At 71.6% G+C, this 13,192-nt stretch carries 11 protein-coding genes; 1 reads left to right on the top strand and 10 read right to left on the bottom strand.

The features are described 5' to 3' along the window. Nucleotides 1-125 precede the first annotated feature (125 nt). From ACFV2S_RS08630 to uvrC, 10 genes are all read right to left on the bottom strand, one after another. Nucleotides 126-461, bottom strand: a complete 336-nt coding sequence (locus ACFV2S_RS08630; RefSeq protein ID WP_329856510.1) for an RNA polymerase-binding protein RbpA — start codon at nt 459-461, stop codon at nt 126-128. A gap of 77 nt (nt 462-538) precedes the next feature. Next, nucleotides 539-769 carry a preprotein translocase subunit SecG gene (gene secG / locus ACFV2S_RS08625; protein ID WP_030205174.1) on the bottom strand — a complete coding sequence of 77 codons (231 nt, stop codon included), beginning with the start codon at nt 767-769 and terminating at the stop codon, nt 539-541. 97 nt (nt 770-866) lie between these two features. Further along, entirely contained in the window at nt 867-1,643 is a 777-nt protein-coding gene (gene tpiA, locus ACFV2S_RS08620) for a triose-phosphate isomerase (RefSeq protein ID WP_383797179.1), read from the bottom strand. A 7-nt stretch (nt 1,644-1,650) separates the two neighbouring features. Further along, nucleotides 1,651-2,862, bottom strand: coding sequence for a phosphoglycerate kinase (locus tag ACFV2S_RS08615; protein WP_385555498.1), 1,212 nt, complete (start codon nt 2,860-2,862; stop codon nt 1,651-1,653). 105 nt (nt 2,863-2,967) lie between these two features. After that, entirely contained in the window at nt 2,968-3,978 is a 1,011-nt protein-coding gene (gene gap, locus ACFV2S_RS08610) for a type I glyceraldehyde-3-phosphate dehydrogenase (protein WP_383797181.1), read from the bottom strand. A 217-nt stretch (nt 3,979-4,195) separates the two neighbouring features. Continuing rightward, entirely contained in the window at nt 4,196-7,144 is a 2,949-nt protein-coding gene (locus tag ACFV2S_RS08605) for a M14 family zinc carboxypeptidase (protein ID WP_385555497.1), read from the bottom strand. Between the two features lie 166 nt (nt 7,145-7,310). Continuing rightward, nucleotides 7,311-8,300, bottom strand: coding sequence for a DNA-binding protein WhiA (whiA, locus tag ACFV2S_RS08600; protein WP_073806627.1), 990 nt, complete (start codon nt 8,298-8,300; stop codon nt 7,311-7,313). Beyond that, complete coding sequence (yvcK, locus tag ACFV2S_RS08595) at nt 8,291-9,325, bottom strand: uridine diphosphate-N-acetylglucosamine-binding protein YvcK (protein WP_385555496.1); 1,035 nt, start codon at nt 9,323-9,325, stop codon at nt 8,291-8,293. Before yvcK ends, whiA begins: the two co-directional genes overlap by 10 nt. Then, nucleotides 9,322-10,284, bottom strand: a complete 963-nt coding sequence (gene rapZ, locus ACFV2S_RS08590; protein WP_385555495.1) for an RNase adapter RapZ — start codon at nt 10,282-10,284, stop codon at nt 9,322-9,324. The genes yvcK and rapZ overlap by 4 nt, the downstream gene beginning before the upstream one ends. Further along, the gene (gene uvrC, locus ACFV2S_RS08585; RefSeq protein ID WP_385555493.1) at nt 10,281-12,323 is read right to left on the bottom strand and encodes an excinuclease ABC subunit UvrC; all 2,043 of its coding nucleotides are present in this window, start codon (nt 12,321-12,323) and stop codon (nt 10,281-10,283) included. Before uvrC ends, rapZ begins: the two co-directional genes overlap by 4 nt. A 58-nt stretch (nt 12,324-12,381) precedes the next feature. On the opposite strand from uvrC, the gene ACFV2S_RS08580 reads away from it, so the two are divergent. Continuing rightward, nucleotides 12,382-13,134 carry an SDR family NAD(P)-dependent oxidoreductase gene (locus ACFV2S_RS08580; protein WP_385555491.1) on the top strand — a complete coding sequence of 251 codons (753 nt, stop codon included), beginning with the start codon at nt 12,382-12,384 and terminating at the stop codon, nt 13,132-13,134. Nucleotides 13,135-13,192: the final 58 nt, after the last annotated feature.

The raw sequence follows: 13,192 nt of genomic DNA, 5'->3' as shown, positions 1-13,192 counted from the left end.
CTCCGTCTCACCCCCCCCCGTCCGCGGGCGGCCCCCCCACCTCCCCCCCCCCCCCCCCCCCGCGCCTGCCCCCCCCCCAGCCGCGGCCCCCCCCCCCCCCGTTCGTCACACCGTCACACCAGGCTTCAGATCTCGCCCCGCAGCTTGGCGAGCGCCTCGGCGAGGATCGCCTCGCCGTCGGCGTCGCTGCGCCGCTCACGCACATAGGCGAGGTGGGTCTTGTACGGCTCCGTGCGCGGCGGGTCCGGCGGGTTGTCCCGGTCCTGACCTGCCGGGAAGCCGCAGCGCGGGCAGTCCCAGGTGTCCGGGATCGCCGCGTCGCTGGCGAAGCTCGGCTGCGTCTCGTGCCCGTTCGAGCACCAGAACGAGATACGGGCGCGCGGCGCCGATTCGCCTCGCTCGGCCTCGCCCATCGGCCCCGCTCCGACCCGGCTTCCCCGGATCGCGTTGCCACTTGCCACGGTCGTAACTCCCTGCGTGATGGTGCTCGAAGATGCCCCAGTCTACGTAAGGCCCAACGCGCGTCCAGTGATTGGAGTTACCCGTCCAACTTCATCAGCAGACCGAGCACCACAATGCAGGCGAACCAGAGCAGACCGACCACGACCGTGATCCGGTCCAGGTTCCGCTCGGCGACCGAGGAGCCGCCGACGGAGGACTGCATGCCGCCTCCGAACATGTCGGAGAGGCCGCCGCCCTTTCCCTTGTGCATCAGCACGAGCAGCATCAGCAGCGCGCTGAAGACGATCAGGGCGATCGAGAACCCCATAACCACGGCTGGACCAACTTCCTCGGACTTATACGGACGGGGGCCGGGCACCTGCCCGACCCCCGCAAGGGTACGACGTAACTCCGCTACCGCATACTCACTGGTCGCGGAAGCGCGCGATCTTGACGAACTCGTCGGCGTCCAGCGCCGCGCCGCCCACCAGGGCGCCGTCGACGTCCGGCTGCGCCATGATCGCGGCGACGTTGCCGGCCTTGACGGAGCCGCCGTACTGGATGCGGACCTTGTCGGCCAGCTCCTGCGAGTACAGCTCGGCGAGGCGGCCGCGGATCGCCCCGCAGACCTCCTGGGCGTCCTCGGGGGTGGCGACCTCGCCGGTGCCGATGGCCCACACCGGCTCGTACGCGATCACGATCGTCTCGGCCTGCTCGGCCGGGACGTCCTTCAGGCCGCCGTCGAGCTGGGCCAGGGTGTACGCGACCTGGTCGCCCGCCTTGCGGACGTCCAGGCCCTCGCCGACGCAGAGGATCGGGGTCACGCCGTGCTTGAAGGCGGCCTTCACCTTGGCGTTGCAGACCTCGTCGTTCTCGGCGTGGTACTGGCGTCGCTCGGAGTGGCCGACGGCGACGTAGGCGCACTTCAGCTTGGAGAGCATCAGGCCCGAGATCTCGCCGGTGTAGGCACCGGAGTCGTGCGCCGAGATGTCCTGGGCGCCGTACTTGATCTTGAGCTTGTCGCCGTCGATCAGGGTCTGGACGGACCGCAGGTCGGTGAAGGGGACCAGGACCGCGACCTCACAGGCGTCGTAGTCCTTGTCGGTCAGGGCGAAGGCGAGCTTCTGGACGTGGGCGATGGCCTCCAGGTGGTTGAGGTTCATCTTCCAGTTGCCCGCCATCAGCGGGGTACGCGTGCTCATAAAGGGGTCAGTCCTCCAGTGCGACGAGGCCGGGGAGCTTCTTGCCCTCGAGGTATTCGAGGGAGGCGCCGCCGCCGGTCGAGATGTGTCCGAATGCCGATTCGTCGAAGCCCAGGATGCGGACGGCCGCGGCGGAGTCGCCACCGCCGACCACCGTGAAGGCCGGGGAGTCGACGAGCGCCTGGGCGACGGCCTTGGTGCCCTCGGCGTAGTCGGGGTGCTCGAAGACGCCCATCGGACCGTTCCAGAAGACGGTGCCGGCGTCGGCGAGCTTCGAGGCGTAGAGCTTACGGGTCTCCGGGCCGATGTCCAGGCCCTCCTGGTCCGCCGGGATGGCGTCCGCGGCGACCGTGGAGGGGTTGGCCGGAGCCTTGGTCCTCAGGTCCGGGAACTCGGACGCGACCAGCACGTCGACGGGGAGCACGAACTCCACGCCGCGCTCGTCGGCGCGCTTCAGGTAGTCCAGGACCGCCGGGATCTGGTCCTCCTGGAGCAGCGAGATGCCGACCTCGTGGCCCTGGGCCTTGAGGAAGGTGTACGCCATGCCGCCGCCGATGAGGATGCGGTCGGCCTTCTCCAGGAGGTGGTCGATCACGCCGAGCTTGTCGGAGACCTTCGCGCCGCCGAGGGCGACGACGTACGGCCGACGGACGTCGTCCGTGAGCTTCCTCAGGACGCCGACCTCGGTGGCGATGAGGTAGCCGGCGGCGTGCGGGAGGCGCGCCGGGAGGTCGAAGACCGAGGCGTGCTTGCGGTGCACGGCGCCGAAGCCGTCGCCGACGTACAGGTCGGCGAGGGAGGCCAGGGCGTCCGCGAAGGCGCCGCGCTCGGCGTCGTCCTTCGAGGTCTCGCCCGCGTTGAAGCGGAGGTTCTCGATGACGGCCACCTGGCCGTCGGCGAGGCCCTCGACGGTCGTCCGCGCGGACTCGCCGACCGTGTCGGTCGCGAAGGCCACGTCGGCGCCGAGCAGTTCACCGAGGCGGGCGGCGGCCGGGGCGAGCGAGAACGCCGGGTCCGGGGCGCCCTTGGGGCGGCCCAGGTGGGAGGCGACCACGACACGGGCGCCGGCGCGGGAGAGCGCCTCGACCGTGGGGACGACGGCGCGGATGCGGCCGTCGTCGGTGATGGTGGTGCCGTCGAGCGGCACGTTGAGGTCGGCACGCACGAACACGCGCTTGCCTGCGACGCCCTCTTCGAGAAGCTCGTCGATCGTCTTCATCTGTTAACAGACTCCTTGGTACGCGGTGGAGCACACAAACAGGGCTCGCACAGCGCATCGTCGCGCTGCCCGAGCCCTGCTCCCATCGAAAACCTGCCCTGAAGCTTAGAGCCGGCCGCCGACGAAGACGGTGAGGTCGACGAGACGGTTGGAGTAGCCCCACTCGTTGTCGTACCAGCCGAGGATCTTGACCGTGCTGCCGTCCTGGACCATCGTCAGGGAGGCGTCGAAGGTGCAGGACGCCGGGTCGCTGACGATGTCCGAGGAGACGATCGGGTCCTCGGTGTAGAACAGGATGCCCTTGAGGTCGCCGTCGTCGGCGGCCTTCTTGAACGCGGCGTTGACCTCGTCCTTGGTGACCTCGCGGTCGAGGGTGACGACCAGGTCCGTGGCGGAGCCGGTCGGGACGGGGACGCGCATCGCGATGCCGTCGAGCTTGCCCTTGAGCTGCGGCAGGACCAGGGCGGTGGCCTTGGCGGCGCCCGTCGTGGTCGGGATGATGTTCTCCGCGGCGGCGCGGGCGCGGCGCAGGTCCTTGTGCGGGAAGTCCAGGATGCGCTGGTCGTTGGTGTACGCGTGGACCGTCGTCATGAGGCCCTTGACGATGCCGAAGTTCTCGTCGAGGACCTTGGCCATCGGCGCGACACAGTTGGTGGTGCAGGAGGCGTTGGAGATGACGTCGTGCTGCGCCGGGTCGTACTTGTCCTGGTTGACGCCCATGACGATGGTGATGTCCTCGTCGGAGGCCGGAGCCGAGATGAGGACCTTCTTGGCGCCGCCGGCGAGGTGCTTCGCGGCGTCGGCCTTCTTGGTGAAGATGCCGGTCGACTCGATGACGATGTCGACGCCCAGGTCGCCCCAGGGGATGTCGGCCGGGTCGCGCTCGGACAGCACCTTGATGGTGTGACCGTCGACGGTGATGGTGTCGGCGGTGTGGGTCACCTCGGCCTTGAGGCGACCCAGGATGGTGTCGTACTTCAGCAGGTGTGCGGTGGTCGCGGTGTCACCCAGGTCGTTGACAGCCACGATCTCGATGTCAGCACCCTGCTCAAGGAGCGCGCGGAAGTAGTTCCGGCCGATGCGGCCAAAGCCGTTGATGCCTACGCGGATCGTCACGAACCGATCTCCTCGTTAGGAACGCCGGTGTATCGACGCCGGCGAGATTTTTGTTTTTTGGGATGTCCCCGACCGCTTACGACCCTACCTCCCCACCCGCCCGCCGGTGACATCCCGCGCAGCCGTACGAGCCCGGAAAGTGAGGGAGAACGGCCGACGGCCCGTACCTACCAACGGGTACGGGCCGCCGTGGGACCTTTGTCCCCACTACGCTCCGTCAGCGCCGGAGCACCGCGAGGGCGCGGCCGAGGACCCGGGCGCGCTCCGCCGTTCCGGGCACGTGCTCCAGGCCGAAACCGAGGAGGACGGTGTCGCGCGTGGTGACCGCGGCCTGGGAGTGGAAGAGCGCTCCGGAGCGCGTCCAGTCGGAGGCGTTGCCGGGGCTGCCGGCCGGGGCGCCCGGGGTGGACCAGGCGCCGAGGGAGGTCTCGAAGCCCTCGGACTCGGTGGTGGTCCCGGTGACGAGCCGGGTGTCGTCGACGAACGCGCCCATCTCACCCGTACCGGGGTCGGAGACGTACGAGATCGCGAGCTCGACCTTCTTGCCGGCCCAGGCGCTCAGGTCGACGGAGGCCTGCCGCCAGCCGTTGGAGGGGCCGGTGAAGGCGTTCCAGGAGCCGGTGGTGCCGCTGGGCGCACAGCCGTCCTCGCCGATGGTGAGGTAGTGGGCGAGGAAGGGGTGGCCGCGGACGTAGAAGCCCTCGCCGCAGTCGGCGGGCGGCTCGGTGGAGGTCCCGCCGTTGGTGTCGGGCAGGGTGGTCCAGTCGTCCTGTCCGACGGTGTGGGCCTCGACGACGAGGTTGTCGTAGCCGGGCTCGGTGTTGTAGCTGACCTGGAAGTCCAGGCGCGGCCCCGAGGCGGCGGCGACGCCGGTGAGGTCGACGGTCCTGGCGAGCCGGGCCCAGGTGTCGTCGGCGTGCTTGACGGCCGCGAACGTCGAGCCCTCCGCGGGTTCGAACGGGGTGCGGACGCCCGGGTAGTCGCCGGCGGAGGCGCTGCTCGCGAACTGCGGGAAGTCCTTCGGCTTCAGGGTGTCCGAGGTGACGGTGTAGGCGCCCGCGTTGTCGAGCGGGTTGCCGTCGGCGGCGGCGAGCTTCGCGCCGACGCCGGCGAAGGCGCCCGTGCCGGCGAAGGCGGGCGGGTTCTTGAGGCCCGCGCGGTGGTAGGCGCCGAGGTAGTACTGGGCGAAGTCGTTGGTCTCGGCGAGGCCGACCTCGGTGAGCCCGCCGGACTTCTCACCGGCGTTGACGAGCTTGCCGCCCTCGTTGAGGTAGGCGCGCACGGCGAGCTGGGCGGCTCCGGAGGGGCGCTCGGCGCCGGTGTACCAGACGACGGTGCGGAAGTGGGAGAGCACGCCGAGGGCGTCCGGGGCGCCCTGGGTGGCGACGTCCCAGACCGCCGCCCCGCGCTTGTTGTCGGCGAGCGCCTTCACGTACGCGGCGGCGTGCCGGGCGGCGGTGCTGCCGCCCTCGTCGGCGAGGACGAGCACGTCGCCGCGCGGGCGCTCGGCCACCTTGTACGTGAAGGGGGCGGAGGCGGTGGCCCGGCCCTCCCGGGTGCGGGCGGTGAACCAGACCTCGACGGAGTCGCCGGGACGGGCGTCCTCGACCTCGGCGCGGTACTCGTCGAAGTAGAGGTTGTCGTCGCCGCCGTAGGTCTCGCCGCCCTTCCAGGCCTCCAGCGCCTCGCTGTGGGTGCGGCCGCCGTTGATCCGGTACTTCAGGGTCTTGGCGCGCAGCGACCTGCGGGCGGTGACGGCGACCTCCTGCTCCTCGCCGCGGGCGTAGGAGGTGGCGAAGGTCTTCGGGGTGAGGTCGGGGGCGTCGATGCCGACCGGGGAGACGGGCCGGTCCGGGTGGGCGGAGGTCTCGGCGACGGCGAGCGCGAAGGGGATGTTCTTCGCGAACTCGGCCTGGATCAGCTTCTCGTCGTCCGGGAAGGTGAAGACGGAGGCGCAGTCGCCCGGGTTCCAGACGTCGTTCGGGTCGACGCGGGAGGCGGTGGCACAGGTCGACATCTCCGGGGTGAACATCTGCATCCCGTTGACGTTGGCGGCGTGTCCGTCCGCCTCGCCGTTGGTGATGTACAGCTCCGAGGAGACCTGCGGCCGGTAGCCGGGCACGGCGGACTTCTGCGGGGTGCCGGCGAGGGCCCTGAGGGCCACGTCGTCGGGGGTGTCGGTGGCGACCTGCCAGCCCACGCCGTACAGCAGGAGCTGGGCGGCCGAGTGGTAGTTGACGCCGTACGCGAAGCCGATGCGCTTCTGGAAGGCGTCCAGGGCCCTGGTCTCGGGCTCCGACATGGCGGCCTTGCCGCGGAAGGTCTCGTCCGCCGGGTCGGGGGACGAGCCCTCGTTGTCGTACCCCCACTTGTAGGCGAAGTTGCGGTTCAGGTCGACTCCGTCGCCGGAGCCGATCCTCCCGTCGCCGTCGTTGTCGCGGAGGTTCTTCCGCCACTGCCGGTGGGCGGGGTCGGCGTGGGTGTAGTCGTAGCCGTCCGGGTTGGCGGAGAGCACGAACCACAGCTCGGTGGAGTCGACGATGCGGGTGATCCGCTCGTCCTTGCCGTACTGGTCGAGGTAGTAGTGCATCAGCCGCCGGGTCATCTCCGGGGTGATCCACTCGCGCGCGTGCTGGTTGGACATGTACAGCGTGGCGGGCTTCGAGCCGTCCTCGGCGCGCTGGGCGCCCCTGGTCAGCTTGAGCGCGAGGATGTCCTGGCCCTTGAGGGTCTTGCCGATGGAGACGACCTTGGTCAGCCCGGGGTGGGCCCGCGCGGTGTCCAGGATCTCCTGCTTGAGGCCGTTCGGGCCGCCGTACGGGCGGAAGACGCCGTCCCCGGCCGCGGCGACCCGCTTCTCGGCCTGGGCGCCGATGGTGTGCTCGGCGATGCGGACGCCCTGGCCGCGCAGCTGCCCGGCCTGCCGGCCGGTGAGGAAGAGCTCGACCGTCGCCGAGCCCTTCGCCGGGACCTGCTCGGTGAGCTCGTGGGCGTCGGCACCGGCGTCGAGGAGCAGCGGGACCTGCTCCTTGGTGACCTCGGCGCGCCACACGGAGAGGCCGTCGCCGTCCCGGTCGTTCGTCTGCGCTCCGGCGACGGGTGCCGCCGCCACTCCGGCGATCAGCAGTGAAGCCGCGGCGAGGATCGATCTCGCTCTGCGTCTCATGAGCCCCCCTTGCTGTTGTCTGTCACGAAGGTGAACAGACGCCAGGCTCTTGGGCGCTCATGGGCCTGTCAAGGGTGCCTCGCGGGCGTACGGAAAAGCTGCCGGTGCCTCAGAAAGGCACCGGCAGCCCGGAGTTCACTCTTCCGTACGAATCTCCCCGACGGGCTCAGCCGACGAGGCTGTCGTCGAGCTCCTCCGTCAGGTTGGACTCGGTCCCGGGGATCCCCAGGTCCTGCGCCCGCTTGTCGGCCATGGCGAGCAGCCGGCGGATCCGGCCGGCCACCGCGTCCTTGGTCAGCGGCGGGTCGGCGAGCGCGCCCAGCTCCTCCAGGGAGGCCTGCTTGTGCTCCATGCGGAGCCGCCCGGCGGCGGCGAGGTGCTCGGGCACCTCCTCGCCCAGGATCTCCAGGGCGCGCTGCACCCGGGCCCCGGCGGCGACCGCGGCGCGGGCCGAGCGGCGCAGGTTGGCGTCGTCGAAGTTGGCCAGGCGGTTGGCGGTGGCGCGGACCTCGCGCCGCATCCGCCGCTCCTCCCAGGCGAGCACCGACTCGTGCGCGCCGAGCCGGGTCAGCAGGGCGCCGATGGCGTCGCCGTCGCGGACGACGACCCGGTCCACGCCCCGAACCTCACGGGCCTTCGCCCCGATGGAGAGGCGCCGGGCCGCGCCGACCAGCGCGAGGGCCGCCTCCGGACCCGGGCAGGTCACCTCCAGGGAGGAGGAGCGGCCGGGCTCGGTCAGCGAGCCGTGCGCGAGGAACGCGCCGCGCCACGCCGCCTCGGCGTCACACGTCGCGCCGGAGACCACCTGCGGGGGGAGGCCCCGGATGGGACGGCCGCGGCCGTCCACGAGACCCGTCTGCCGGGCCAGCTGGTCGCCGCCCGCCACCACCCGCACCACGAAGCGCGAGCCGCGCCGCAGACCGCCGGGGGCCATCACGATCAGCTCCGAGCTGTGCCCGAAGATCTCCAGGATGTCCCGCTTCAGGCGGCGGGCCGCCATCGCGGTGTCGAGCTCCGCCTCGATCACGATGCGGCCGCTCACCAGGTGCAGCCCGCCCGCGAACCGCAGGATCGACGAGACCTCTGCCTTCCTGCAGCAGGTCCGGGTGACGGGAAGCCGGGAGATCTCGTCCTTCACCGCTGCCGTCATCGCCATGGGCCGATCCTTCCATGCATCCGAAAAATACGGTCGTACGCGGCGGCCAACAGCTCCGGGTCATGCTTGGCGGAGCCGTCGGGGCGGGCCACCGGCGCCAGCTCGACCGCGGCGCCGAGCCGCTTGGCGGCATCGACGAGGGGCTCCCTCGCTGACACGTCGGGCACGGCGGCCTCGTCGGCCAGCACCACGTCCAGGGCGAGTTTAGGGGCGTGTCGTCCCAAAACCTCCAAATGACGCTGCGGGGAGAAGCCCTCTGTTTCTCCGGGCTGCGGCGCGAGGTTCAGCGAGAGCACCTTCCGGGCCTTCGTCTCGGCCAGGGCGTCGAGGAGCTCGGGGACGAGAAGGTGCGGGATCACCGAGGAGAACCAGGAGCCGGGACCGAGCACCACCCAGTCCGCGTCCAGGACCGCGGCGACCGCCTCGGGCACCGCCGGCGGGTCCGGCGGCACGAGGTGCACGGACTGCACCTCGCCGGGCGTGAGCGCCACGGTCGCCTGGCCGCGCACGGTGTCCACGTCGTCCGGCCGCTCCGGGTCGTGGCCCCTGACCAGCGCCTGGAGCTCCAGGGGCACGGCGGACATGGGCAGCACCCGGCCCTGGGCGCCGAGCAGCCGGCCGACGAGGTCGAGGGCCTGGACGGGGTCGCCGAGCTGCTCCCAGAGGGCGACGATCAGCAGGTTGCCGACGGCGTGGCCGTTGATCTCGCCCTTGGACTGGAAGCGGTGCTGGATCACCCGGGCCCAGGTCTGGCCCCAGTCGTCGTCGCCGCAGAGCGCGGCGAGCGCCTTGCGCAGGTCGCCCGGGGGCAGCACGCCGAGCTCCTCCCGGAGCCGGCCGCTGGAGCCCCCGTCGTCGGCGACGGTGACGACGGCGGTGAGGTCGCCGGTGATCCGGCGGAGCGCGGCGAGGGAGGCCGACAGGCCCATGCCGCCGCCCAGCGCGACCACCTTGGGCTGGGCGCCGCGCCTGCGGAGCGTACGCCGCACCGTGAGGGTGGAGGCACGCCGACGGGACGGCTTCACTCGCGCCCCATGTCCCGGTGGACGACGACGGTCTCGACCCCTTCGGAGGCGAGGCGGGCGGCGAGGCGCTCGGCGGTGGCGACGGAGCGGTGCTTGCCGCCCGTGCAGCCCACGGCGATGGTCACGTACCGCTTGCCCTCGCGGCGGTAGCCGGCGGCGATCAGCTGAAGGAGCTCGGTGTACCGGTCGAGGAACTCCTTGGCGCCGGGCTGGTTGTAGACGTAGTTCGACACCTCCTCGTTGAGGCCGGTGAAGGGGCGCAGCTCGGGGACCCAGTGCGGGTTCGGCAGGAAGCGCATGTCGACGACCAGGTCGGCGTCGACCGGCAGGCCGTACTTGAAGCCGAAGGACATCACGGTGGCCCGGAGCTCGGGCTCCTCGTCGCCGGCGAACTGGGCGTCCATCTTGGCGCGCAGCTCGTGGACGTTGAGGCTGGAGGTGTCGATCACCAGGTCGGCGTCGCCGCGCAGCTCGCGCAGCAGGTCGCGCTCGGCGGCGATGCCGTCGGTGATGCGGCCGTCGCCCTGGAGGGGGTGCGGCCTGCGGACCGACTCGAAGCGCCGGACCAGGGCCTCGTCGGAGGACTCCAGGAAGACGATCCGGCGGGTGACCTGCTTGGCGTCCAGGTCGGCGAGGGACTCCCTGAGGTTGTCGAAGAACTGCCGGCCGCGGACGTCGACGACGACCGCGATCCGGGCGACGTTGCCCTGGGAACGGGCGCCGAGCTCCACCATGGTGGGGATCAGCGCGGGCGGCAGGTTGTCCACGACGAACCAGCCGAGGTCCTCCAGACACTTCGCCGCGGTGGACCGGCCGGCTCCGGACATGCCGGAGATGATCACCAGTTCGGGAATGGCCGCCTCGGCGCCGTTGTCGCCGGGGGTCTCCTTCGTGCCCGTACTCACGTGTCCTGCTCCGTCTTCTCGGTCGTGCGGGTGGTGCGTGTCGCGCTCGCTCATGCGGTGGTGCCCCCGTCGTCTTCCATGATCTCTCCTGTGGCCGTGTTCACGGCGGGTGCGGCGGGGGCCGCCCGGGCCAGGGCCACGGCGACCGCCTCCGCGGTCTTCCGGCCGAAGCCGGGGACCTCACAGATCTGCTCGATTGTCGCCTGCTTCAGCCGCTTCACCGAGCCGAAATGCTTGATCAAAGCCTGTTTGCGCGACTCCCCGAGGCCGGGGACGGCGTCGAGCGGGCTGGTCCGGAGGCGTTTGGTCCGCTTGGAGCGCTGATAGCGGATGGCGAAGTCGTGAGCCGTGTCACGTACCCGCTGGAGCAGATAGAGACCCTCGCTGGAGCGGGGCAGCACCACGGGGTCGTCGTCGCCGGGCAGCCAGACCTCCTCCAGGCGCTTGGCGAGGCCGCAGACCGCGACGTCGTCGATGCCGAGCTCGTCGAGGGCGCGGCGGGCCGCGGCGACCTGCGGCTGCCCGCCGTCGACGACGACGAGCTGCGGCGGGTAGGCGAAGCGCCGGGGCCGCCCGTCGTCCTGCGCGTCCTCGGCGGGGACCTCGCCGCCGGCGGGGACGTCACGGCCGGCCGGGCCCTCTGCGCCGGGCGGGGCCTCGCCCTCCGCGAGGGCACCCCACTCCCCCGTACGGTCCTTCTCGGCGAGGTAGCGCCTGAAGCGCCGGCTGATCACCTCGTGCATGGACCGGACGTCGTCCTGGCCCTCGAAGCCCTTGATCTGGAAGCGGCGGTACTCGCTCTTGCGGGGCAGCCCGTCCTCGAAGACGACCATCGAGGCGACGACGTCCTCGCCCTGGAGGTGCGAGATGTCGAAGCACTCGATCCGCAGCGGCGCCGAGTCCAGGTCCAGTGCCTCGGCGATCTCCTCCAGGGCCCGGGAGCGGGTGGTGAGGTCGCTGGCGCGCTTGGTCTTGTGCAGCACGAGCGCCTGCTGGGCGTTGCGCGCGACGGTCTCCATCAGGTCCTTCTTGTCGCCGCGCTGCGGGACGCGCAGCGAGACGAGGGAGCCGCGGCGGCCGGAGAGCCAGGCCGAGACGGACTCCGCGTCCTCGGGCAGCGCCGGGACCAGGACCTCCTTGGGGACCGCGTCGCCGCGCTCCTCGCCGTACAGCTGCTGGAGCGCGTGCTCCACGAGCCCCGCCGTGTCGACGGCCTCGACCTTGTCCGTGACCCAGCCGCGCTGGCCCCGGACGCGTCCGCCGCGCACGTGGAAGATCTGGACGGCGGCCTCCAGCTCGTCCTCGGCGAGGGCGATCAGGTCGGCGTCGGTGGCGTCGGCGAGGACGACCGCGTTCTTCTCCATGGCCCGGCGCAGGGCCTCTATGTCGTCGCGGAGCCGGGCTGCCTTCTCGTACTCCATGTCCTCGGCCGCGATCATCATCTGCTTCTCGAGGCGGCGGATGTACGTACCGGTGCGGCCGGCCATGAAGTCGCAGAAGTCGTCCGCCAGTTCGCGGTGCTCCTCGGGCGTGACCCGGGCGACGCAGGGCGCGGAGCACTTGCCGATGTAGCCGAGGAGGCAGGGACGGCCGGCCGAGGCGGCGTTCCGGAAGACGCCCGCCGAGCACGTCCGCACCGGGAAGACCCGCAGCATCAGGTCGACGGTCTCGCGGATCGCCCACGCGTGCGCGTACGGCCCGAAGTAGCGCACGCCCTTCTTCTTGTGCCCGCGCATGACCTGGACGCGGGGGAACTCCTCGTTCATCGTCACCGCGAGGTACGGGTAGCTCTTGTCGTCCCGGTACTTGACGTTGAACCGGGGGTCGAACTCCTTGATCCAGGAGTACTCCAGCTGCAGCGCCTCGACCTCCGTGGACACCACGGTCCACTCCACCGAGGCGGCCGTCGTCACCATGGTGGCCGTGCGCGGGTGCAGGCTCGCGAGCGGCTGGAAGTAGTTCGCCAGCCGCTGGCGCAGGGATTTCGCCTTCCCGACGTAGATCACCCGGCGGTGCTCGTCGCGGAACTTGTAGACCCCCGGGGAGTCGGGGATCTGCCCCGGCTTGGGGCGGTAGCTGGAGGGGTCGGCCATGCTCCCCACCCTACTGGCGGGCACCGACACTCAGGGCGGGCACGCTCGTTGGCCGGGCATGGCTCAGGACACTTCAGGACGGCTGGCGGACCGGGTGTGCGTGATCACCGGCGCGGCGAGCGGCATCGGGCGGGCGACGGCGGAGCGCTTCCTCCGGGAAGGGGCCGTGGTGGTCGCCGCGGACGTGGACGGGGACCGCCTCGCCACGCTCACGGGGGTGATCCCGGTGGTCGGCGACGTCTCCCGCGAGGAGGACGCCCGGCGGATGATCACCACGGCGGTGGAGCGCTTCGGACGGCTGGACGTCCTGGTGGCGAACGCGGGCGTGATCCCGCTGCTCTCCGTCACCGAGGCGGAGGGCTCGGACTTCGACCGGGTGATGGCCGTCGACGGCCGGGGCATGTTCCTGACCTGCAAGTACGCGATCGAGGCCATGCTCGTCTCGGGCGGCGGGGCCATCGTGTGCACCTCGTCGATCTCGGGCGTGGCGGGCCAGGCGAGGCAGGCGGTGTACGGGCCGGCGAAATTCGTCGCGACCGGTCTGACGAAGCACCTGGCGGTGGAGTGGGCGGAGCACGGCATCCGCGTCAACGCGGTCGCCCCCGGGACCATCGAGACCGAACGCGTCGCCGCCGCGCGCGTGGAGCCCGGCGGGCCGGCGTACCTGGCGGAGGTCGCCCGCGGCCACCCGATGGGGCGCTTCGGCACGCCGGAGGAGGTGGCGGCGGCGATCCTGTTCCTGGCGTCGGAGGAGGCGTCGTTCGTGACGGGCGCGGTCCTCCCGGTGGACGGCGGCTACCTGGCCCGCTGACCCGGGCCGCCCCGCGCCCGCCTCGTCCGCGGCCGGGGGGGCCGCCGTGGGCGGGGGC

Source organism: Streptomyces sp. NPDC059695, assembly GCF_042733785.1.
Classification (GTDB): domain Bacteria; phylum Actinomycetota; class Actinomycetes; order Streptomycetales; family Streptomycetaceae; genus Streptomyces.
Note: the sequence above shows the minus strand (reverse complement) of the source record. Positions and strands in the feature narration are given on the sequence as shown.